The following is a 23990-nucleotide window of genomic DNA, read 5'->3' on the forward strand; positions in this document are numbered from 1 at the left end:
GTGACCTTTCCTATTCACAAACAAGAATTTGTCTAGAAAATGATCCTTTTCTTGTGATACAGCGGTCTGTAATTTCAAATCCCGCTTCATGAATCATGTCGTCCATTGTTTCCATCGTGACAACGACTACTTTTTTTGCAATACGGCGTGCACTTGAAAGAATTGAGAGTTGATCTTCTGGCGTTGCGTGCGTAAATAAGTCGTAGGGCATATCGATAATTGCAACGTCGTAGTTCTCAGTAATTTCCTCGATTGGACCTTTTGTTACTGTTCCTTCAAACCCGAAATGTGCAATGTTTTTTCTCGTTCCAAGCACCACAAGTGGATTTATATCTCTACCAACGATGTTAATCCCCATAGAAAGTGCTTCTACTACTACTGTTCCAATACCGCAGCACGGGTCAATAGCTCGTACTCCCTCTGGGTTTGGTACAGCGATATTTGCGACAGCTCTAGCAACACGTGTGCTCAGTGATGTCGAATAGCTATGCGGTTTTTTTATGTGATGATACCAAACTGGATCACTTTCTACATAGTGTCCGAAGTACCAGCGTCCTCCAAGAGGAACAATCCCGAATACACGCTCTGGATTACGAACATCCGCTTCTCCTTCAATATGCATACCGAGGTCTCGTTCAATAAGGCGTCTTTCTCCATATTCAATTTTATTTTCTTTACCAAGATCATTGATTTTAACGAAGATAACTTTGAATGTCGCTCCCGCTAAATCAATTTGTTCCACTTGTTCTAAAATGCTTTCTAAGTCGTCCCCTTCATACATAACCTCGACGCGCTCTTTAATAAACGGACTTCTACTCGGAGCAATCTTGACTTCACTTTTTAAAATATTAACGTGAGACTCCATTCCAAAGAACGAGCGCATTTCCAAGTAACATAAAGCACGCTCCTCTTCGCGAAATGCATACGTATATATACATGCAGGTGTTTTACTATGATTACTCAATCTATTATCATCCTTTATCGTTTAAAATTGTTATGATTACAATTACTCGAATACTTTTTCACGTAAAATTAAATGATATCACATGCCCGAAATAAAGAGAAACCTTTATAATTTGTTTTATAAATAAAAAGAGACTGCCTATGGCAATCTCTTTTATTTATTAACGGAAAGAAGATACGTTGTTACCCATTGCTTCGTAGTAATCTAAAATCCCTTGATAAATAGCTTCTGCTGCACTTTGTCTCTGTTCTGGTGTAGCAATTTTATCAGCATCGCTTTTATTATCTACAAATGCTAATTCTGCTAATACAGCTGGCATTGTATTTTCTCTAGTTACGTATAAGTCCTGATGTTTCGCACCACGATCTTTTGTTCCAAGTGCATTCACAAGACGTTTTTGAATTTTTTCTGCTAATAAACGACTCTCTTCTACATTTGGATTCGTTGCTCTTGCTCGTGCTGAATCATAATATAATGTTTCTGTGCCTTGTCCATTTTTCAAGTCAGAACCATTAGCATGGATACTTACAAAAATATCTCCATTATTTTGCTGTGCAAATTCTACACGTTTTTTTAAAGAATCAGGACCACTTGTTCCTGGACGTGTATCATCTGTACGAGTGAATAACACAGTAAACGGTGTCTTTTTCTCAAATATTTTCTGTAATCGTAATGATACATCTAATACGGTTTTACTTTCTTTCTCATAATAACCAGGGTTCCCCGAATCAATTCCACCATGACCTGGATCAATAATAATCGCTTTACCTTCTAGGAAGTTACCTTGCTTCACTGGGTTTAATTGATTTTTATCCACCCATTGGAAACCAGCCCCCATACGGATACGAATCCAGCTATCTTTTTCTTCAATAACAGTTACTTGTTGTGCTTTATGTGTGCCTGCCACTGTAGACGTATGTGAAGCTTCTTGATATGTAGTGAATTCTTGATTAATAGACTCTGTTTTTTCTTGTAATGGTGTCCACTTCTCACCTTTACTTGTTACAACCTTCAACCAACCGTCCGCTCTTTGCTCTTTCACTTCAATCATTTGTGGCTTATGTTGAACGTCAGTAATACCAGATGATAACGATGCTTGATGATATGTAATAAAGTTTCTATTCATATACATTCTTTTCGATGTATTTGTTTTATTTTTATCTGCCATTGCGATGAACTGAGCTGCTTCAGCACGAGTTACAGTACCGTCAGGATTCCAGCCATTTCCTGTACCCATTGAAATCTCTAAAGCTACTAAAATATTAGCTTGTTTCTTACCCCAATGAGGTTCCAAATCTTTAAACTGCGTTGGAAGTTCTCCAATAATTTTCTTATCTAATGAATATGCTTGTACAAGCATAGATGCCATTGATGCACGGTTAATTTGGCTTGATGGATTGAATTTCCCAGTACCATCTCCATTAATTACACCCGCTTTTTCTACCGCAGCAATATATGGTGCTGCCCAATGATCTTGCGAATCTTTAAAAGATGGTTTCGCTTTTGGATCAATTGGTAAGCCAAGAACTGCTGCTAATATTTTTGCAGCTGATCCTTTATCTACTGCTTCAGATGGAGAAAACGTTCCATCTGGTTTTCCATCAAGCACTTTTTTCCCTACTAAATAGTCAACCGATTCCTGCGCCCATGTAGGAACATCCGAAAACTTCTTCGCTGCTGCGAAACTACTTACTGGAGATGATAATAAACTTGCGGCTAAAATACCAGCCGCGACTGCACGATACTTCATAAAAAATAATACTCCTCTCAAAAACCATTTATAATAACGCGTAATCTTAATATGCAAATCATAATAAATCCGAACAAAAAAAATTAGTGCGCCTCTATCATTTTATAATACTAGAATTCTGTAGTAAACCTACTTTCTTAATATTGTAAAATAAAATACAATTTAAGTAGTTTTTATACACAAAAAAGTGGCTGATTCATAGAATCAACCACCCTCTCACTATTCTACTATCATTTCTGATAACACATATGCATAAACAAGCGCTTCTGTATGTGCAATCGAGCTTTCATGCGTACGCTCAAATGCGTGAGAAGAATCAATACCAGCTCCAATTAATGCATGTTTCACATCAAATCCAGCGTGAATCGCAGCTGATGCGTCTGATCCGTAGTATGGATAAATATCCACTTTATATTCAATAGCATTCGCTTTCGCCAGTTCAACTAAATGTTTACGTAAAGCGTAATGGTATGGACCGCTAGAGTCTTTCGCACAAATGGATACTGTATATTCATCAGATGCTTGTCCATCACCTAACGCTCCCATATCAACTGCTAAATATTCTACCGTTTCCTCTGGAATATTTGAGTTTCCACCGTACCCAATTTCTTCATTATTAGAAATTAAGAAATGTGTTGTATATGGCAATGTTACCTTTTCATCTTGCAATCTTTTAATTAATTTTAATAGAATTGCAACACTTACTTTATCGTCTAAATGACGTGATTTTATGTATCCACTCTCTGTAATTTGAACGCGTGGATCAAATGAAACGAAGTCTCCTACTTCAATTCCTAACTCACGTACTTCATCTGCTGAAAAGACACGCTCATCAATACGCACTTCAATATTTTTCTCATCGCGCTTCGCTTCCCCTGCATCTTTGTACACATGGACAGAAGTTTGATGCATTAAAATTGTACCTGTATATTTCTTACCGCTTGACGTTTCAATTTCGCAATATTCTCCTTCTACAGAGTTCCAGCGAAATCCACCAATCATAGATAGACGAAGACGACCGTCAGGCTTAATTTCTTTCACCATCGCACCTAACGTATCAACGTGTGCAGTTAATAAACGATGCTGCTCATCATTCTTTCCTTTAACCGTTAAAATAAGAGCGCCTTTATTATTACGCTTCGTCTCTACATTCCACTCACTTACATAATTTTCAATAAAACTAATAATTTTCGCCGTGTTTCCAGATGGACTTGGAATAGAGACAAGCTCCTTAATAAGTTCCATCGTTTCTTTCGTATGATGTGCCATTGTCGTTTCCTCCTCATTTTCTCTACTATTTAGTATAGCGAAATTACGATAAAACCTCTACTCATATAGTTTAATTTTCTAAATTATAATAAAATTCACTTTATCCTAATCTCAATGACAAAAAAGCACCGCATTATCTCCATTAACACTGTGCTTTTACGGGCAGCCCGACTCCCTCGCATTCGCCGAATTTTGAGTTTGGGGTCTTACTGCCCGCAAATAGCGGGATAAAACTACTCTTCCGAAACGTCCATCAAATAAATCCCTCTTGTAAATCCGCCGCGCTCTTCTTCTTTCTGCTTACGAATAAGCTCTACATCTTCCATTGTTGCACCTTCTGCACGCGCTAATGAAATAATAATTTCAAGTGCATCTGCAAGTGAATCTAGCGCATGTTCACGCTCTTTCATCGAAGCAAATTCACGAATTTCTTCTGTACCAATTTTCGCTAACGCTTGTATGTAAGCTTGCCCTGTTAATTTTTGTGCTGTATATGTTTTTCCAGACATCAAAATTTTCTCCGGGACACGATCTCTTACTAACCTGTTATAAGTTGACATCACTTTTCCTCCCACTTTTAATAACACCCAAGCTCTGCTTTATAGAAAAACCACTCTTTTTTCACACAAGCACTTAACATATCAATTCCTGATCCGTGCGCCTTTACTACCGGAAAGAAGTAATGCTCTGGTTCTTCTTTCTTATCGCCGTATAAGGTTTGGTACTCATCAGGAATCGCCTCTTTTTTCACATCCCGTTCTTTCTTCACTTCACCAGAGAAAGCAACAGTTGGATGTCCCTCAAAGAATAATGCAGTCCGTACCGCAAGAGATGGTGTACTATGCAAAGCATAATATGTTAGTAAAATAATAACGATAACACCGATAATTTTCTTCATTTATTACTCCTAAAAAAAGTGCTAACACAATTATACTAAAATGTGTTAGCACTTTCTTCCCTTTATCTCGAATTAACGGGCAATAAGACTAATAATCCGCGGGGGATAAACAAATCCCCACGGATTAAAGTTTCACTTTATTCCCCTTTAAATGCTGGTAAACGTTTTTCTAGAAAAGCAGCAATACCTTCTTTATGGTCCGCTGTTTGTCTCATCGCATATTGACCACGCTTTTCGAGCTGAAGCGTTTGTTCTAAATTAGAACGATTTACTTCACATAAAATTTGTTTCGTTTGAATCATTGCCTTGATTGGTTTTTGTAACCATTCATTAATTTTTTGCTTCACAGCCGTTTGGAAATCCTCACCGATTACTTCATCAATTAAACCGATATCTAGTGCTTCTGTCGCTGATAATTTCTTCCCTTCCCAAATGATTTTCTTCGTCATATTTTCACCGACGCGCTTTTGAAGGAAGAAATGGCCACCACCATCTGGAATTAAAGCGATTCCAATAAAGTTCATCGCAATAACTGATGATATATCTGCCATGACATAATCAGCTGTTAATGCAATACTTAATCCAAGTCCAGCAGTCGGCCCATGAATTGCACTAATAACAAGCTTTGGCATCGTATATAACGTCACAACGATTTCAGAAATTGTATTCATGATGCCTTCAAACTTACTTTCATCATTACTTGAAAGCATTGATTTAATATCTCCACCCGCAGAAAAACCACGGCCACTTCCGCACAACACAACAACGTGAACAGAACTTTCCGCCACTTCTTTCAACTTTTGTAATAACTCTTTTAACGTTGGTTCATCTAATGCATTTAAAACCTCTGGACGATTAACCATAACCGTCGCTACGCGCCCTTCATATTTCACAACAACAGATTCTGTTTTACTTGTTACTTCCATTATATATACCCCTCTTTTCCATATAAAGATTATACTTATATAATTATAGAAAGCATGTTAAAAATCCTTCTTTTTTCTTAATTTTCTGTCTAATAACCTCATAATTTGTATATATCTCCGTATAAAACATACAATTTCGTTAAAAAATATAGAAATTAAAGTCGGTTTATCAATGCTTTTCATCTATTTACCATTACAATGAAATGGTGTATTCTTAAGTTTGATGCAAAAAAACAAATATTGAAATTCATTCACCTTACTATATTAATAAGGCTTTTATCCCCATCTCTTGGGTATTGAACTAAAGGAATGAAGAAATGGAGGAATATATGGTTAATAAGTTGAAACAAACGGATAACTACTTCCCGCATTTCCTATTGCTATTCATTGTGTTTCAACCAATTTTAGATTTATTAACGTCTTTTTCAATCTATGTATTACACATGAGCGCAACAGTTGGAATCGTAGTCCGTTTCGCCTTTATGCTTCTTGCATTAGGTTATCTACTTCTTCATAGAAATCAACATGGAGCGAAAAAGTACATTCTCTATTTATGCCTACTCGGTATCGTACTAGCAATTGGTCTTGTAAATAATATGATGATTAAATCCCCAGTTTCATTTGGCGAAGAAGTGAAATTCATTTTAAAGAGCATATATCCAATTGTACTACTGTTTGGATATATTATCGTCTTTAAAGAGTTAAAAAATAAAGAATATGCATTTCATAAAATCATTACATATTTCTTATATGCAACTTTAATTTTAAGCATCACACTGATTGTTGCAATGCAAACTAGTACAGATTTCCCAAGCTACCCTCACTCAAAGATCGGTTCAAGAGGTTGGTTCTTTGCTGGAAATGATTTAAGTTCTATTTTTGCAATTATGTTCCCAATCGTAGTGCTCTATTCGATTCATAAAACAACTTCTTTCTCGAAAATCTATTACTGGATTCCAACAATACTTGCGATGTATGCAAGTATTATGGTCGGAACAAAAGTAGGATATGGTGCAATTTTTCTAACGCTTGGCGTGGCACTTTTATTCTTATTCATTGAATATATGGTTCATCGCAAAAAAGAAGGAAAAGGATTCACATATCTCGTAAATACAGTTGTTGCCGCTATTATACTAGGAGGTTTAATTGCCCTTACACCGCATACTCCTATCGCAAAAAATATGGGCATCCACATGCAAATATACGAATACAAAAAATCAGTACAAGAAGAAAAGGATAGAAAAGAAGGAAAAATAATTAAAGAAGATCCTGACGCAGAGAAAAAACATGCAAAAGGTGAACTAACAGACTCTGAGGTCAAAAGTTTAATTTACAGTGATCGCGATAAGTTTTTAAAAGTATACAAACAATACTATAAAGACGCACCACTATCACAAAAATTATTCGGAATGGGCTATGCTGGTAACTATACGGTTAAAATTAAATTAATCGAAATGGACTTCCACGATCTATTCTTCGCATTCGGAATCGTCGGTTTCCTTATTTACTTCATACCACTCCTTTACTTCGGTATTAAATTATTACTCAGCATCATAACAAACTTTAAGAAAATATTAACTGTGAAATATATGCTACTAGCTAGCACCGTTGTACTATCACTTGGAATCGGCTTTATGTCCGGCCACGTATTAACAGCGCCGTCCGTTAGTATTTTCTTCGTTGTTATACTCGCTTACTTAATTGTTGATTTAGAGGCGGAATAAAAAAAGCAGCATCCAAATGGATGCTGCTTCTTCTTTTGAAAGTAATACATGAAATTATATTAATGATTCTACAGAAGATATCGATTTACCGACAAAGTTTGATAAAGCAGCAATCTACAAAAAAAGACTAGATCACATTATGATCTAGCTTTTCAAAATTTCCCTATTGAAAAGACGCCCGAATCTCCTCCAACACCTCATCAATATTATCCTTCGTAATAACAATACCGAAGTCTTTCGGGACGTTGCTATCTTCCTCATTTACAACTTTATGCGCAATCAACTTTCCAACTTCCGGTCTGAAATGATGCCCATCCATATAGTTATCTAAATTCGTTGTAACGGAATTAAGATACATGAAATGGTGCACTTCTCCAAATACATCTACAGCGTCATGAAGCCATTTTTTATAATCTTCCCATCGCCCTGATTGAATCATCGTACGGAACAGAGGCTCTGAAACAGGCGTTGTAAAAATATAAAACTTCGTGTTCGGATTATGAGCCTTTACTGTTCCTAATATTTCTTTCATATTTTGATACTCATAATTCCCGCCATAAATCTCTTTACTAAACTTATCTACTTGCGCCGCTATTTGCGCATCACGTTCTTCTTTCGTATAATCGCGCATCGATTTTATATTCTCTCGATTGTAACGGTCAAGATTCGTACTATGATGGGTGGAATTTGCAATTGTATTCTTTGAATAAGTAATCCCGTCCATACTTACATACGATTTAATCGGATACAATAAACTTTGCGCCTGATTAATATACGCTTCTGGTTTATCAAAACCAATTTCCCTATTTTTGTTCGTTCCAAGGAAATCTAAACCAAGTACAATAGACTCGAGTCCACTACCTTTTTGTTCTTTTGCATATTCAATATATGCATCATACTCACGCGGATCTGTACTGCTTACCGCATAATTAAATGCGTTTAACCCGGTGAAGTCATTCTCGTTAATAAAAGTCGTTCTACTACTTCCAAGTATAACTCCATCATATGTAAACGGACGGTACGTTATATAATTTGTTTTCTGTTGTCTCTCGTTAAACCCGTACTGAACATCATTCCACTTATTTTTATGCGGGAATAACCAAAGTGAATCTATATAGCTATTAAATATCCCGACACCTGCCAGAGGAACAAAAACACATACAAAAACGAAAATAAGCCAATGTTTGTTTTTCATATTCTCCACCTAGAAATTAAAGTATAAAAACTCACTAATACTCGTTAAGTGTAACACGCTATATACGAGCAATACTGCAGTAAATAAAGCAGTCCATACATTCGGACGGAATGAATCTTTTAACTGAATTGAATTTTTTAAGAAGAAACTAATACATAACGCTCCGAAAATATACGCTACCATTTTTGGATCTAATAAAGAGACATGGTACCCTTCACTAAATGAAACACCGTACTCTTTTAAAAATTGCAGCTTCTCTATTATAAATGCTGGGAATACGCTATTTGCTAATTCGATTCCATTTAGTCCGAACATTCCTTTTAACACTTTCACCGCATCATGCATAGATGTTGCCCTAAAGAATACCCACGTTATATTAATGAAGAAAAACGTAACGAACCAACCAGCAAAGGCTGGCATGCGCCCTCCTGCTTTACTCCATAGGCGATGAATAACAGAAGCCAAACCGTGCAAGAATCCCCAAAAAACAAATGTCCAACCAGCTCCGTGCCAAAGTCCACTTATTAAAAATACAATCATAATATTTACATATGTACGCGTAATTCCTTTTCGATTTCCTCCTAGAGAAATGTATACGTACTTCGTTAAAAACTGGCTAAGCGTCATATGCCAACGATGCCAAAAATCTTGTATATTCACTGCTTTATACGGTGAATTAAAGTTTTGAGGTAATTTAATATTAAACATTAAAGCGATTCCAATTGCCATATCACTATATCCACTAAAATCAAAATACAATTGGAACGTAAACGCTAACGATGAAAGCCATGCTTCGACAAATGTTAATGATTGCTGCACATCAAACCCTTCATGTACAAGGGGAGATAATACATCTGCAATACCTACCTTTTTGAAAATACCAACTGCAAATACAAATATACCAAGAACGATATACTTCGATTGCCAGCGCTTTTTACTATCGTCAGCAAACTGCGGCATAATTTGCGCATGATGCACAATCGGCCCTGCAATAAGCTGCGGAAAAAACGTTACAAACAATGCGTAATCAAGAAAATGACATGCCTTCGTTTCACCACGATACGTATCTACTAAAAATGCAATCTTTTGAAACGTATAGAAACTAATCGCAAGTGGTAACGTTAAAGATAATAATGTAAACTGAGTTCCAAATAATGAATTCACATTTTGTAAGAAGAAATCATAATACTTGAAATAACTAAGCATTCCTATATTAAATATTAACCCTACCGTTAAAAGAAGTTTACTCTTATGTTTTACGAGCCTCATTCCGATAAAGTAGTTCACAATGAGTGACACTAACATAAGCGGTAAATATTTCACATTCCAATAACTATAGAAAAATAAAGAGGCCGCAACAAGCCAAGCCTTCGCTAATGTAGCATGTCCAAATTTATTTAATAGAAAATATAAAAGAAATGCTATCGGTAAAAATAAAAAAATAAACTCAAATGAGTTAAATAACACACCATCTCTTCCCTTCCAAACAAATCACACCTTATTCATCTTATCTTATCCAAATAGTGAGTGTCAAAAGGATTCCGCTCCCCTTTTCTTCTATTATATATAATAATCATTTTAATCGAATTATTAACATGATAAAATATTAAAGGCACTTTTATTTAAAAGAATATATAATAGAAATGTCGGTTTTTTGCACGAAATGTATTTTTGAAAAAAGTGAGGAGAGTCCTTTGGTATTTAGTAGTTCTGTTTTCTTATTTATCTTTTTACCTCTCGTATTATTTTTCTATTTTATAGTGCGTGCCGAGCTACGTAATTTCGTATTACTTGCATTTAGTTTAATTTTCTATGCATGGGGAGAACCTCGATTCGTCCTCTTAATGCTCTTTTCTATTATATTAAACTACTGCTTCGGCCTACTCGTGCATCATTATGATAAACGAAAAAATATGAAAGTCACATTTTTAATTATGGCTGTGGTCGGAAATATTTTATTACTTTCTTATTTTAAATATATTTCATTTTTCACAGACATTTTAAACAACGCTTTACATTTATCTATCCAGGTGGAACCTATTCCACTACCAATTGGGATTTCATTTTATACATTCCAAGCGATGTCCTATGTCATCGACATATATCGTAAAGACGGGGATGTTCAAAAGAATCCACTTAACTTAGCACTATATATATCAATTTTCCCGCAGCTTATTGCCGGACCAATCGTTCGTTACAATATCGTTGCTGATCAAATTAAAACGCGCATCCATTCTTTTGAACGATTTACAGAAGGTATCCAAATTTTCGTTTTAGGATTAGCGAAAAAAATGTTAATCGCCAATCAAGTTGGATTTGTCGCAGATAAAATCTTTGCCTTACCACCATCTGAAGTGAGCGCTGGAACGGCTTGGATTGGTATTATCGCCTATACACTTCAAATCTATTTCGATTTCTCAGGATACTCTGATATGGCAATTGGACTTGGAAAAATGTTCGGATTTGATTTCCCGAAAAACTTCAATTATCCGTACATCTCGAAATCCATTTCAGAATTTTGGAGAAGATGGCATATTACACTAGGCTCTTGGTTCCGCGACTATATATACATTCCGCTCGGCGGAAACCGTGTATCCAAACTAGCAAATTACCGTAACCTCTTCATCGTATGGGGATTAACCGGTTTATGGCACGGGGCAAGCTGGACCTTTATCGCCTGGGGATTATATTACGGCTTTATTATCTCGATTGAAAAAGCTGGATTCGAGAAAATATTAAATAAGCTATGGAAGCCGCTGCAACATGCATATGTACTAATCATCGTTATGATTGGTTGGGTCTTCTTCCGAGCTGATAACTTCGCATACTCGTTCCAATATTTAAAAGCGATGTTTGGCATAGGGAGGCAATCTTTCATCGATGACAACACAATGCTATATATACATGAATACATTGTCATATTTATCATCGCCTTTATCGCAGCGACACCAATTTTGAAACGTGTTAAAAACATATTAGAACTTGCACCAAAAACGTATACATTCACGATGCAAGTTGTACGTCCTATATTATTACTAACATTATTTATGATTTCGATTATGTATTTAATTAATTCGACGTATAATCCATTTATTTACTTCAGGTTTTAACTTATCCCGCTATTTTCCGGGCAGTAAGACCCCCACCTCAAAATTCAGCGAAAGCAAAGAAGTTAGGTTGGGGTCGGGCTGCCCGGAAAAGCCCGATTGGTTAAGGCTGATAATCAGTGGGGGATGAACAAAACCCCCACTGATTAAAGTTTCACTTTATGTAGGAAGGAAAAGTTATTATGAAAAAATTGGGGAACATCGTCCTATTTATCGGTTTTCTCACCATTATCTTTTCATTTGGCATATTATCGCTTCTCAAAACTGACCGAGCAGTTTCGCCCGTTGAAAATCGTCCGCTCGCTCAAAAACCAGCTCTTACAAAAGAAGTTGCCTTAAATGGTAGTTTCTTTAAAGACTTTGAGACATATACAAACGATCAATTAATCGGAAGAGATGATCTCATAAAAAACTATACACTTACCCAAATTAAAATGGGCAAGTCTCTCATTAACGATATTATTCTAACTGATGATAAATGGCTTCTGAAAAACCCTGCTTGGACTACAAAATATAATGAGATTGACCAAGCTATGCCAGCTGTAAACGACTTATCTCAGTTTTTAAAAGAACAAAACATTGAGTTTTACTTTGCCTTACCACCGTCCAAAACGAATGCATTATCATTTAAATTACCTTCTCATATTCACACATATGCGCAGGTAAATTTAAATTATTTTCTAAATAAACTTCCAGCGGACGTAAAGCCAATTAAACTCATGGAACATTTTAAGAAAAACTATACAAATGAAGAAATACAAAGTATGTACTTTAAAACAGACCATCACTGGAATATGGATGGTGCCTTCTTAGGCTATCAATATATAATGAACACAATCGCGCAACAATCTTCTATATATAAAGGAAAAGAAATAAAAACAGAAGATTACACTCGTACGTGTGCTCCAAATACACATCTAGTCGGAAGCTTTAACAACCAGCTTTACCAACTGATCGATGCGACTGGAGAAAAACTATGCTACTACACACCGAAAGACGGTTTCAACTTTACTAGCGTAGCCGCAAAAGATGTAAATGGCACAGTATATCGCACATTAGATGAACTATACGGCGTAGAAAAACAAAATGATACAACATCGTACGCAGGCTATTATGCAAATGACTATCCAGAAATCGTCATCGAAAATAACAATGCACCAAATGATGTACGAGCTTTAGTCCTAAAAGACTCATTCGCAAACGCAATCGTGCCTCACTTAGCACAAAGCTTCAAACACACATCCATCCTCGACCTTCGTCACTATCACGAAAAGGATGTATATCAATACATTAAAGACAACAACATTAACATGGTATTGTTTGTGTATAGTGATTCAAATTTGAGTGGTGATATGTTTAAGTTTAAACAATAAAAGAAGCCTCTTGTAAATTTATGAACTGTACCCCGAATCATGGACACTTAAAAAAAGCCCCATGATTCGGGGTTTTTGTGTATTTTTATCAAAAAACCTCGTTATAATGGAACCAACGATAGAAATGAGGTACGGAGAATGGGTAAAATTATTTTTAACGAAATTCAAATGAAACAGCTAGAAAAAAATAAAAATGTATTAAAAGCGTCGGACCGTTCGATTAGCTATTGTTCAGATTTCAAAGTAAGAGCGGTAAAAGAAAATCAACAAGGAAAAGGTCCTAGCCAAATCTTTTTAGAGAATGGGTTTGACTTAGCTGTGATCGGTGAGAAGAAACCAAAACAATGCTTGAAACGTTGGCGAAGAACCTTTGAACAATTTGGTGAGGAAGGACTTTTATACAGAACGCCGCGGGAAAGGAAGCACGGGACGCCCTTCGGAAAAACCCCTCTCTTCTGATGAAAAATTAAAGAAAGCGGAAGCACGTATTGCGTTTTTAGAAGCGGAATTGACATTCCTAAAAAAGTTAGACGAACTCGAAAGGCAGGCGTTACAGAAGAAGCGTTAACACCACGAGAAACATACACACTGATTGAACAAACCATACGTCGATTCCAATTCCCACGTATGGTGCGTTACCTTTGCACACTGACTGGGGTAAGTCGGAGTGGATACTATGCGTGGCTTCATCAGACAGATAAACAGCTGGAAAAAGAACGCAATGATGAAACAGATTATGAATGGATCCAAGAAATTTTTAATCGAAAAGGGAAAACATGTGGTGGTCGTTCTATCAAAATGGTGTTGGAAAAGACAAAAGGAATTTGTATGAATCTCAAGCGTATTTACCGTATTATGCGTAAATATAACCTTGTGACAAAGATTCGCCGAGCGAATCCTTATAAACACATCGCAAAAGCGACACAAGAACATAAAACATGTCCGAACCTTTTAAAACGCCAATTCAATCAAGAAGAGCCTGAAAAAAGTATGTTAACGGATATTACCTATTTATTTTATGGAAAAGGAAAGAAGGCTTATTTATCATGTGTAAAAGACAGCGCAACACGAGAGATTTTAGCCTATCATGTCTCTTCCTCTTTACGAATGGATATCGTCTATCAAACATTAGATAACTTGAAAGAGAGATTAGGAGAAGTCATTCATCCTGAAGCGCTTCTACATTCAGACCAAGGTATTCATTATACACACCCTGAATTTCAGAAACGTGTAAGAGAAATGGGGATCAGACAATCTATGTCCCGTAGGGGCAATTGTTTAGACAATGCACCAATGGAATCCTTTTTTGGTCATATGAAAGATGAATTAGATTATAAAGATTGTCAAACCTTTGAATCCCTTGAGCTCAACATAAAGGATTATATGGAGGAGTATAATTATAATCGTTATCAGTGGACATTAAAAAAGATGGCTCCGATCGAATATCGGAACCACCTTTTAAGTGCTTGATTTTTCAGGGCTTTTTTATTAAACTGTCCATTTTATAGGGTACAGTTCATTACAAGAGGCTTCTTTATATTATTTCCGCTATTTTCCGGCAGTAACAACTTAAACCATTATAGATTACGACATTGTTATTATTTCACTTGTCCCTTCTCTTTTTTAATCACTACCTTCAAATACAAAAAGGAGAAAGAGATAGGAAATTTCCCTCTATCTCTTTTATTTAATGACAACGCACTAAATAAAAAGAGGAATGGCCTCTAATCCTAAGATTCCATTCCTCTTTTTATAGACTCTTTTGCATGTAAGTCATTAATAATATATTTGGACGCTATGGAAATTTGCTCTCGCAATTCCTCCACCCTTTGTCCTAACGTTTCCTGTACATATTCTTTCTGCTCTAATTGTTTAATCGCCATACTATGTAATGTTTCTGGCGTCCATTCTCCATCCACATTCCCAATAATCGGCTGATTTACTTGTTGTAAAAACGAATCGATCTTTGGATCATATGAAATTCCAACCATAGGCGTGTTTGCAACTGCCGATAATATAAGAGCATGCAGTCTCATTCCTATTAAAAGAGAGCATTCTGATAAAATAGAGATTTTCTCATGAATATCCATTTTATAAGGGAGCATGTGCGCTTCTTCTCCCATCAAATTAATGATATCCCTTGATGCATTTTGATCAAATGGTCCATGCATCGGTACAAATAAAATATGGTATCCCTCTTGCTTAAGCTTTTTAAGCGTATCTGCTAACTTCTTCATATAATCTTCTTTTGCATCCCAGTACCTTACACTAACCGCAACGACCTTTCCTTGCAGCGCATGTTTTTGAAGCCAATCGGATTTCTTTTCTTCTGGCTGACAAGCTAATACTGGATCTGGAACAAGTTCGATGTCTTTCTTAATACCAATTTCTTTTAAGTACAAAAAAGAGTCTTCATCACGTACTGATATATATTCAGCCTTTGATACATGCCATTTCACTAATAAACGATTTTGCTTCTTCGTAATAGGTCCGATTCCTTGGGCGTAAATATAATACGGCTTTTTCAAAAAACGAGCAAGCCGCATAATACCTGTATAATATAGAATACTCTTAATACTCGTCTTATCTTGTAAGAGACTTCCGCCTCCGCTAATTAAACCATTACTTCTCTTTATTTCTCGGTAAATCGCTCTTATATCCCAGCGGTTTACTGCTTCTACACCGTACATTTTCCTTGTATAGTTGGGGTCATTTGAAAGTACAACAAGCTCAAGAGTAGGATCCTCTTCATGTAGCGCTTTAATAATTGATTGCAAAATTGCTTCGTCCCCAACATTATAAAAACCATAATATCCTGATAAAACTAACCGCACTCTTAATCTCCTCCAACATTTCGCAATCAACTCTTTTTGTAATTAAACAAATTGTTATCCATTCCTTTCCGAGAAAGGCTTGATAACTTCAAATTGATTTCTTTCTCAAACATCTAACAAGTCATACCTATTTATAATATTGTTCATTTTCTATAATAAACGATTTTATTTACGTAAAAATGGAATTTGTTCTTTCGATATCCAGTTTAGTTTAAGTGCACATATGCCATATAACACTGAAGCTATACTTAGCGCTACAACACTATATATCATTGCTAAAATCCTGGAATCTGTCACATTGATTAATGTGGACACAAAGTATAATACTATACCTAAAATACTAGATACTCCAATCACAGCCAAAAATTTCCCTATAGCTATTGAATAGGAAAGATCTTTTCTAATATAAATATGATTTGCGATACAAATCATTATATAAATAATTAGAGTACTATACGCTGCTCCATTTATACCGAATTGGTTTACTAGCGCTATATTTAATATAATTTTCACGAAACTTGCACCGATGACAATCCATGCTGCTCGCATCGAACGATTAATCCCTTGCAAGATTCCTATTGATAATACCATAAGTGATGTGAAATACGAGCTACCAATTAAAATAGCTAACATGCCACTTCCTTTTGTATCTGTAAATAATGCAACATTAAGCGGTACTGCAAGCGCCATAAGCCATATCGTTATCGGCATTGTTAAAACGTGCGCAAATTCATTTGTACGTTTTACCGTCAGTTTAGCTAAAGCTATATCTTTTTTTGTTAAAGCAGCTGTTAATAATGGAATTAGCGGAAATACTATCGCACTTGCAAATACAACAATTAATTGCGTAAATGCAAAACCACGGCTATATATACCAAATTGTTCCTGAATCGTTGTAGAAGATTCATGTAATACATGTGGAATTGTTACAGAATCAACTAAATTTAAAACAGGCATCGATAACGCTCCAATTGCAATTGGAATTGAAACGCGGAGTATGTTTTTTGCGTTTGTCTTAAAATCTTGTAATGAATATGTTTCGCTCTTATAGCGATACGTGCTTTTTACATATTTCATTCGCAAATATATGAGTGACGTAATAACACCAAAACAAGAACCGATCATCGCTCCGCCTGTTATGATATCACTACCTTTATTCCAATATACAAATATATAAGCAATTGTTAGCATAAAGAATACGCGAATCAACTGTTCAATTACTTGCGATACACCAGTAGGTATCATATCTCCAAACCCTTGGAAATATCCACGGTACACTGCCATATATGGTGCAATTAATAAAGCAAACGAAGTAACAATTAATGCTAGCCTCGTCTCTTGCCCACCAAGCATATTTGCAATGCTACTCGATCCAATGATAATAATTAAAAATCCGAGCACCCCAAATATAACACCGATAATAGATGCTGACGTAAACAATTTAGCTATTCCGTCACGATCATTCTTTTCATGAAGATCAGCTATTAACTGGGATATTGCTAGCGGAACCCCCGCTACTGATAAAGTTAAGGCTATCATATATACAGGAAAAACGAGACGAAAAATCCCAAGCACTTCATCTCCCGCTATATTTTGCAATGGAATTTGAAAAAAACTCCCCACCACTTTCGATAGGAACGTTGTAATGGTTAAAATTGCAGCGCCTTTTACAAACTTTTTATTCATCTTCTATCTCTTTTCTTTCAAATATGATCTAAATAAATATCAAGTCAGTATTCTTGCTTAATCTAGAGAAACTTCACTCTATTTCATTTAGTTATCATACCAAATTTCTTATATATTGAATACTCTCGTTCCAAATATAATATGTACAAAATAAGATTATTTCCATCCTGTTTTCCCTTTAATTTACTACTTTTACTTATTCAAGATAAACCTGTAATATAATGTAGCTCTTGTCAGTAAGAGGAGGGTTTACAACATGATAAATTTAGTAAAAAATTCTCGAATTTCCCTTTCTTTAGAAAACGAGATACTAAAGCGCTTTGCATACGAAGAAGTTGAGAAAGTCGAAAAATCAGACGAAATAGGGCTTATTCAACCATCTTAAGTTTATGATTTCGTTAACCGTACACAATTAATTTGTGAAGGTAGCCATTTCTCAACGCGTGAATATAATTTGAAGTTAGACGATGTAATTGATGCTCAACGGATTTACAACATCCAGATATAAGAGTTTCTCACATAAACAACACATATCCAAATAAAAAGAGCCCTCACACTCTACAATACAGTTCATGTGAAGGTTCCTATTCCTATATTGTCTCAGCTTTCAAAAACTGCAGTTTCTCTTTTTGCTCATCATTCGCCATCATTACTATCGTCTTTTCAACATGCGGATGTACATGTTCAAGTGTCACACGCACTCCTGCTTTATCCGATTGCTCAACAAAGTTTAATAACGCCATAGCTCCTGATACATCCATATAACGTACATCTTTCATACGCAAACTAACTGGTGACTTCACATCTTGTAAAGAAGCAAAAATACGATCTACTGATAGAAATGAAAGTGGTCCCTGAATCGTATACGTCGCTTCTTTTTCTTTTATAATAGAAGCTTTACGTTCTTTACACTTCACCATGTATATAATGAAGGAAAGAATAATGCCAAACGCAACAGCAACCATTAAATCGAATTTCACTGTCACAACCATCGTCACGAACATAACAATCACATCACCTCTTGGTGCTACATGTGCTTTCTTCATGCTTTCCCAATCAAACATCCCTATGCCAGTTAAAATTAAAATACCTGATAATACAGCAAGCGGAATATATTGTACCACTGAACCGAGTCCCATAATGAAAATAAATAATATGACACTATGCATACAAGCCGACAGTGCCGTCTTCCCCCCGCTTCTTATATTGACGATAGATCTAACAGTTGCACCTGCTCCTGCTAATCCACCGAACAAACCACTCGCAATATTGCCAATACCTTGTCCGATTAACTCTTTATTACTTTTATGACGTGTCCCCGTCACATTATCCATTACGACAGACGTTAATAACGAGTCAATTGATCCTAGTAAAGCAATACTAAGTGCTGGTAATACAAGTGCTAACATGCCATTTGCGTCTAAATTCGGTACGTGAAGAGATGGCATCGCCTCTGGAATTGCACCTATTTTTTCAATCATCTTATTTAAAGAAAGAGTTCCTACAACTGGTAAGTTGACCGTAATTCCTTGTAGCATAGAAGAAAATAACGGCAACGTTACTGTAACACCTACTAATGCTACTAAACTTGATGGAATGGCCTTAATCCATTTTCCAGAAACAATCATTACAATGATCGTTAATAACACAAGCAGAAAGCTATTTTGTACGTGCTTCATTTCACCTAAAATAATAATCAGTGCAATCCCATTCATAAACCCTGAAACAACAGGATACGGAATGTAACGAACGTAAGAGCCGAGCTTACATACACCAAATAAAATTTGAAATAACCCCGCCATCATAAATGCAATAAAACTTGCTTCTAATCCGTGAGTTGCAATAACGCCCGTTGCAATTACTGTAATCGGCCCAGTAGGACCCGTTACTTGCCCCGGTGTACCGCCAAATAACGCCGCAAACAAACCTGCAAAAATTGCACCATACAATCCGACCAGTGCTCCCTCAGACGTTCCCGTTGCAGCAATACCAAATGCAATCGCTAGCGGCAAGGCAACAATCGCAACAGTAAACCCTGCTAAACATTCCTTTGCTATTTTTTGAAACATATAAATAACCACCTTCTTATAAAGTCCATGTTCCATTGTACATCTAAAACAAATCATTCGTTAGCGTATTTATAAAAAACTCTTTACAGTCTCGTGAAGTAAACGTCTACATTTACAAATAGCCTTCCCAAGTCAAACTAAAAAACAGCAATATGACGAATCTACCTTTGGAAACAAACTTGACTATGCTATAATGAACAAATTAAATCTTTTACTATATACTTGGAGGCACTATGCTAACTTTTGAAGAAAAATTATCAATTATTGAATCTTTCCCGGAATTAGAAAGAAAGAACGTATCATTAAAACGCGTAAACTTTCACTTTGAAGAAAGTCGTTTAGATAAAAAGAACGTTGTATATCATTTACACCCAAATGGAAACGGATTTGTATATGCAAACTTCATTAAAGGTTATAGAACAGATGATAAAGGCATGATTAACATCCGCGAGTTTTCAGAAGAAGAACTGCGTTCATTAATTGAAAAAGTAATTGAACGTCTATCACAGGAGCAAGAGGAAATTGTAGCACCAATGGAACCTGCTGCGGAAGAAGAATGGCGTAACGAAGACGGTCATATCCTAACTCTTATTCAAGAGGATGACATGTGGAACGTTTACGCTGGCGTAAACTTAGACGGTACATTCAACTCTTATCCAGAAGCTGCGGAATACCTTGATGAAGAAGGTTTCTCACGCAAGTAATAAAAATGCCTTTCCGAATTTGGAAAGGCATTTTTTCATTATTTTTTCATACCTTTTAACGACTCTCTCAGCACAAATTTTTGCAACTTCCCACTCGCATTACGAGGAAGTTCATCTGCAAATAAGTAATGACGCGGACGTTTATAGTCGGCTAATTCATCACTTTCTTTGCAATACATTTCTAAATCAGCTTCTGAAATATTTTTATCTTTCTTTACAACGACCGCAACAACACGCTCTCCCCATAGTTCATCTGGCTCACCAAGTACTGCAACATCTAATACACCAGGGTGACTATGAAGAAAATCTTCAATTTCGCGAGGATAAATATTTACGCCACCGCTAATTACCATATCATCAACGCGGTCTGCAACGAATAAATAGCCGTCTTTATCGAAGTATCCTAAATCACCAGAATGATACCAGCCTTTATACATCGATTTTGCATTTGCTTCTTCTCGATTATGATAACCAGCCATCATAGTTGGACCGCGCAAAATAATTTCCCCTACTTCATAAGGAGGCAACGTATCATCTGGCTCTGCTGGTCCATCTTCGTTCGGTTTCACAATTCGAATTTCATGGCTAAAGCACGGTGTTCCTGCTGAACCAGCTTTCGTAATTTGATCCTCTTCTACGAGAAACGCAACAACTGGTCCCATTTCTGTCATTCCGTAAATTTGGACAAGATCAATATAAAGACGCTCTTTACATTCCTTCACTAACGCCGGAGCCATCGCAGCCCCGCCATATACACCGATTTTCATCGAAGTTAAATCATACTTAGTTAGATCTTTTTGCAGTAACATATTCCACATCGTTGGTGCTGCAAAAAACGTCGTAATCTCCTCTTCTTGAATTGTATGTAATACTCTATCCGTATCAAAATGATGTAAAATAACATTCTTTCCGCCAACTTGAATGCGCGGTATGATTCCAGCATTTAACTCGCCGCAATGATATAAAGGTGCTACCACAAGCCCGGCGCTATCCCTGTTATATTTTATGAAATACGTACAAATCATACTATGCTCAGCCATATCACGATGGCGATGTAGTACGCCTTTCGGATGACCAGTCGTTCCGCTCGTATAAAGCATAGAACAAAAATCCATTTCATCGACTACAATATCTACTTTCTCAGCTGATGCTTCATTTACTTTTTCATGGTAAGAACTAGCATAGGAAGGTGCATCGTCTTCCACGTACCAAAAAGACGAATTTGGAAAATCTCGTTCAATCATAGCAACTGTTGATTCGACTGCTTTTTCAAAGACAACTACTTTCGAGGCTGCATCTTGGAGGATATACGATAATTCTTTTGCTTTTAAGCGGAAATTAATTGGATTGAAGATCGCGCCAATTTTCGCACAGGCTAAGTAAACGTTTACAAATTCACGACAGTTATATAGGTAAACAGATACACAATCTCCCTTTCTTACTCCTTCTTTCAATAGAGCTTGCGCCGTTTTATTTATTTGCTCATCCCACTGTTTATATGTCCAACGAATATTTTTTTCTGGTTCTACTAACGCCTCTTTATTCGGATACTTGCCAACTGTCAAATCAAAAATTCTCCCTATCGTCATGTACATGCCAACAATTTCCCCCTTTTCTCTTTCATAAATCTATCATTTCGTCTATAAGTAGACATTGTCCTCTAATAATCTGACTAATTTTTCTGATTATTATCGACATAGTTTTACATATGGACCGTTTGATGATAAATGAAATTATATCGGCTATTTTTTGAATATATCGAACGCAACTCAATTTATATCAGCTATTTTTCGAATATATCGACTTACCGACAAAAACTGACACTATAAAAAGAGGCTGTTCCAAATCGGAACAACCCCCTTCTTCTTACACGAATAGCTCTTCTAAAATTTTCAGTTTATCTTCTGTATATTTCACGAAGCCATCGTTATATGATTTTGGATCTTTCGGATTCGCAAAGTGTGTAATTGCTCCTGTTTGTGGGTGAACAAATTTACTTGATGCCCCGCAACCAAGTCCGATAATCGATTGTACTTCTTCCATAATAACAATATTGTAGATACTTTCTTGCGTCGGTATTGCATACCCAACGTTTTCTAAGTTACCTAAAATATTTTTTTGACGATATAAATAGTATGGCACGTAATTATGATTCTTCGTCCACTCTTCCGCCTCATGCATCATCGCAGTAATTTCTTCGCGACCTGCTACTTTATATTTACGTTTGTTTTGCGTCATTTCAGAAGCACGTTTAAATGATAACGTATGAACTGTTAACGATTCTGGCATTAACTTTTCTGTTTCATCTAACGTGTGCTTGAAGATGTCTAATCCTTCACCAGGAAGACCAATAATTAAATCCATATTAATATTGTTCATTCCCATTTCACGTGCTAAATGATACTTCTCAATCGTTTCTTCTACAGTGTGATGACGTCCAATTGCTTTTAGTGTTTCTTGGTGGTATGACTGCGGATTAATACTAATACGGTCAATATTCCATTTATTTAACACTTCTAGCTTTGCTGGTGTGATCGTATCTGGGCGACCTGCCTCAACTGTTACTTCACGTACATCTTTCACATCAGGGAAAGCTTGGTACATTTCTTCATACAACATATCCATCTCTTCTGCTGTAATACTCGTCGGTGTACCGCCGCCGTAATAAATCGTCGTAACTGTAACACCTTTTTCTTTTAAAAACTTACCAATTTCACGAACTTCATAATGTAACCCGCCTAAGAACGAATCAACTGATCCTTGGCGTCCGTTAATTGCATAAGCTGGGAACGTACAGTACGCACATTTTGTAGGACAAAACGGAATACCGATGTAAATACTTACTTCTTCTTTCAAACGGTATAAATCCGGAACAACCGCTAATTGGCAATCAACAATACGCTGAAGAAGTTCAATTTTCTCTTCATGAATTAAATAACTTTCACGAAGTTCTTTATGCGCTTCTTCTTTTGACATACCATTTTGAAGCAGTTTGTGAAGAAGTTTCGTTGGGCGTACCCCAGTTAATATTCCCCAGCTCTGTTCAAGTCCAGTTAGCTGTTGAAGCACAGAAAGATATACGTAAGAAACAACATGTTTCACTTGCTTCATACGTTCTTTTTCTTCTGTGAAAGCAGATAAATCTTTTGCGAATGTTTCTTCATATACATTTCCGGTTGCAACATCTGTTAAACGAGCCGATGCTGTCACATTACCTTCTATCTGTATATCAACGATAAGATTTGCTTCTTCTTTCTCAAACCCTATCGTGCTCTCTTCAAAAAATAAACCGCCAATATTTTGTAGCGGACGTAAAAAACGATCATCTTGTAACGTTTTAATTGAAATTAACAACATTATCACCTTTTCATTTGCAAACTCTCTTTAGTTTACTTGAAGGGCGTTTGAAGGTCAATACAGAAGGTTTTACCTTATTTCTTCTATTAAAAACTTAAAGGCATAAGAGATAACATTTCTCTTATGCCTTTTAT

At 36.2% G+C, this 23990-nt stretch carries 17 protein-coding genes and 2 pseudogenes; 6 read left to right on the forward strand and 13 right to left on the reverse strand.

Annotated features, from left to right (window positions below):
• Positions 1 to 10: 10 nt before the first annotated feature.
• The 6 genes from BG05_RS26640 to BG05_RS26665 all read right to left on the reverse strand — a co-directional run bounded on the left by BG05_RS26640 (position 11) and on the right by BG05_RS26665 (position 5807).
• The gene (locus BG05_RS26640; protein ID WP_003187603.1) at positions 11 to 964 is read right to left on the reverse strand and encodes a TRM11 family SAM-dependent methyltransferase; all 954 of its coding nucleotides are present in this window, start codon (positions 962 to 964) and stop codon (positions 11 to 13) included.
• A 160-nt stretch (positions 965 to 1124) separates the two neighbouring features.
• On the reverse strand, positions 1125 to 2714 hold the full coding sequence (locus BG05_RS26645; RefSeq protein WP_003187601.1) for an N-acetylmuramoyl-L-alanine amidase: 1590 nt from the start codon (positions 2712 to 2714) through the stop codon (positions 1125 to 1127).
• A 219-nt stretch (positions 2715 to 2933) separates the two neighbouring features.
• Entirely contained in the window at positions 2934 to 3983 is a 1050-nt protein-coding gene (locus BG05_RS26650; protein WP_003187600.1) for a M42 family metallopeptidase, read from the reverse strand.
• A gap of 233 nt (positions 3984 to 4216) precedes the next feature.
• Complete coding sequence (locus tag BG05_RS26655; RefSeq protein WP_002125566.1) at positions 4217 to 4543, reverse strand: nucleoside triphosphate pyrophosphohydrolase; 327 nt, start codon at positions 4541 to 4543, stop codon at positions 4217 to 4219.
• A gap of 17 nt (positions 4544 to 4560) precedes the next feature.
• On the reverse strand, positions 4561 to 4881 hold the full coding sequence (locus BG05_RS26660) for a hypothetical protein (RefSeq protein ID WP_002010902.1): 321 nt from the start codon (positions 4879 to 4881) through the stop codon (positions 4561 to 4563).
• Positions 4882 to 5018: 137 nt separating this feature from the next.
• Complete coding sequence (locus BG05_RS26665; protein ID WP_002010905.1) at positions 5019 to 5807, reverse strand: enoyl-CoA hydratase; 789 nt, start codon at positions 5805 to 5807, stop codon at positions 5019 to 5021.
• Between the two features lie 329 nt (positions 5808 to 6136).
• Here BG05_RS26665 and BG05_RS26670 point away from each other — a divergent pair, with 329 nt between their 5' ends.
• On the forward strand, positions 6137 to 7531 hold the full coding sequence (locus BG05_RS26670) for an O-antigen ligase family protein (protein WP_033733813.1): 1395 nt from the start codon (positions 6137 to 6139) through the stop codon (positions 7529 to 7531).
• 163 nt (positions 7532 to 7694) lie between these two features.
• Here the strand turns inward: BG05_RS26670 and BG05_RS26675 are convergent, their stop codons facing one another.
• Together BG05_RS26675 and BG05_RS26680 are read right to left on the reverse strand one after the other, a co-directional pair.
• Complete coding sequence (locus BG05_RS26675) at positions 7695 to 8726, reverse strand: hypothetical protein (protein WP_002125557.1); 1032 nt, start codon at positions 8724 to 8726, stop codon at positions 7695 to 7697.
• 9 nt (positions 8727 to 8735) lie between these two features.
• Positions 8736 to 10193, reverse strand: coding sequence for an MBOAT family O-acyltransferase (locus tag BG05_RS26680; protein WP_002188488.1), 1458 nt, complete (start codon positions 10191 to 10193; stop codon positions 8736 to 8738).
• Between the two features lie 227 nt (positions 10194 to 10420).
• On the opposite strand from BG05_RS26680, the gene BG05_RS26685 reads away from it, so the two are divergent.
• From BG05_RS26685 to BG05_RS30360, 3 genes and pseudogenes are all read left to right on the forward strand, one after another.
• Positions 10421 to 11836 (forward strand): MBOAT family O-acyltransferase, encoded by a 1416-nt coding sequence (locus BG05_RS26685; RefSeq protein ID WP_003187591.1) that lies wholly within the window; start codon positions 10421 to 10423, stop codon positions 11834 to 11836.
• Between the two features lie 179 nt (positions 11837 to 12015).
• The gene (gene patB1, locus BG05_RS26690; RefSeq protein ID WP_003187588.1) at positions 12016 to 13206 is read left to right on the forward strand and encodes a secondary cell wall polysaccharide O-acetyltransferase PatB1; all 1191 of its coding nucleotides are present in this window, start codon (positions 12016 to 12018) and stop codon (positions 13204 to 13206) included.
• 138 nt (positions 13207 to 13344) lie between these two features.
• Positions 13345 to 14676: pseudogene (locus BG05_RS30360) on the forward strand (IS3 family transposase).
• A gap of 260 nt (positions 14677 to 14936) precedes the next feature.
• On the opposite strand, the gene csaB reads toward BG05_RS30360, so the two are convergent.
• Both csaB and BG05_RS26710 read right to left on the reverse strand, forming a co-directional pair.
• Complete coding sequence (gene csaB, locus BG05_RS26705; protein ID WP_003187587.1) at positions 14937 to 16040, reverse strand: polysaccharide pyruvyl transferase CsaB; 1104 nt, start codon at positions 16038 to 16040, stop codon at positions 14937 to 14939.
• Positions 16041 to 16205: 165 nt separating this feature from the next.
• Entirely contained in the window at positions 16206 to 17726 is a 1521-nt protein-coding gene (locus BG05_RS26710) for a putative polysaccharide biosynthesis protein (protein WP_003187585.1), read from the reverse strand.
• Positions 17727 to 18000: 274 nt separating this feature from the next.
• Between BG05_RS26710 and BG05_RS31790 the strand changes: the two are divergent.
• Positions 18001 to 18228: pseudogene (locus BG05_RS31790) on the forward strand (hypothetical protein); the annotation flags it as partial.
• 88 nt (positions 18229 to 18316) lie between these two features.
• On the opposite strand, the gene BG05_RS26720 reads toward BG05_RS31790, so the two are convergent.
• Complete coding sequence (locus BG05_RS26720) at positions 18317 to 19795, reverse strand: SulP family inorganic anion transporter (protein WP_002186630.1); 1479 nt, start codon at positions 19793 to 19795, stop codon at positions 18317 to 18319.
• Between the two features lie 233 nt (positions 19796 to 20028).
• Here BG05_RS26720 and BG05_RS26725 point away from each other — a divergent pair, with 233 nt between their 5' ends.
• Positions 20029 to 20499 (forward strand): hypothetical protein, encoded by a 471-nt coding sequence (locus BG05_RS26725; RefSeq protein WP_002010927.1) that lies wholly within the window; start codon positions 20029 to 20031, stop codon positions 20497 to 20499.
• Between the two features lie 38 nt (positions 20500 to 20537).
• Here BG05_RS26725 and BG05_RS26730 read toward each other — a convergent pair whose 3' ends face one another.
• Positions 20538 to 22094, reverse strand: a complete 1557-nt coding sequence (locus BG05_RS26730) for a fatty acid--CoA ligase (protein WP_033733810.1) — start codon at positions 22092 to 22094, stop codon at positions 20538 to 20540.
• Positions 22095 to 22365: 271 nt separating this feature from the next.
• Positions 22366 to 23856: a coproporphyrinogen III oxidase gene (locus BG05_RS26735; protein WP_002010930.1), complete on the reverse strand. Its 1491-nt coding sequence runs from the start codon at positions 23854 to 23856 to the stop codon at positions 22366 to 22368.
• Between the last annotated feature and the right edge of the window lie 134 nt (positions 23857 to 23990).

The organism is Bacillus mycoides (assembly GCF_000832605.1).
Lineage (GTDB): Bacteria > Bacillota > Bacilli > Bacillales > Bacillaceae_G > Bacillus_A > Bacillus_A mycoides.

Bases quoted from the DNA above. Each gene is read 5' to 3' on its own strand.
- BG05_RS26670 (WP_033733813.1), top strand. From the start codon at position 6,137: ATGGTTAATAAGTTGAAACAAACGGATAACTACTTCCCGCATTTCCTA.
- BG05_RS26650 (WP_003187600.1), bottom strand. From the start codon at position 3,983: ATGGCACATCATACGAAAGAAACGATGGAACTTATTAAGGAGCTTGTC.
- BG05_RS26720 (WP_002186630.1), bottom strand. From the start codon at position 19,795: ATGTTTCAAAAAATAGCAAAGGAATGTTTAGCAGGGTTTACTGTTGCG.
- BG05_RS26660 (WP_002010902.1), bottom strand. From the start codon at position 4,881: ATGAAGAAAATTATCGGTGTTATCGTTATTATTTTACTAACATATTAT.
- BG05_RS26645 (WP_003187601.1), bottom strand. From the start codon at position 2,714: ATGAAGTATCGTGCAGTCGCGGCTGGTATTTTAGCCGCAAGTTTATTA.
- BG05_RS26710 (WP_003187585.1), bottom strand. From the start codon at position 17,726: ATGAATAAAAAGTTTGTAAAAGGCGCTGCAATTTTAACCATTACAACG.
- BG05_RS26730 (WP_033733810.1), bottom strand. From the start codon at position 22,094: ATGTACATGACGATAGGGAGAATTTTTGATTTGACAGTTGGCAAGTAT.
- BG05_RS26675 (WP_002125557.1), bottom strand. From the start codon at position 8,726: ATGAAAAACAAACATTGGCTTATTTTCGTTTTTGTATGTGTTTTTGTT.
- BG05_RS26725 (WP_002010927.1), top strand. From the start codon at position 20,029: ATGCTAACTTTTGAAGAAAAATTATCAATTATTGAATCTTTCCCGGAA.
- BG05_RS26665 (WP_002010905.1), bottom strand. From the start codon at position 5,807: ATGGAAGTAACAAGTAAAACAGAATCTGTTGTTGTGAAATATGAAGGG.
- patB1 (WP_003187588.1), top strand. From the start codon at position 12,016: ATGAAAAAATTGGGGAACATCGTCCTATTTATCGGTTTTCTCACCATT.
- BG05_RS26735 (WP_002010930.1), bottom strand. From the start codon at position 23,856: ATGTTGTTAATTTCAATTAAAACGTTACAAGATGATCGTTTTTTACGT.
- BG05_RS26655 (WP_002125566.1), bottom strand. From the start codon at position 4,543: ATGTCAACTTATAACAGGTTAGTAAGAGATCGTGTCCCGGAGAAAATT.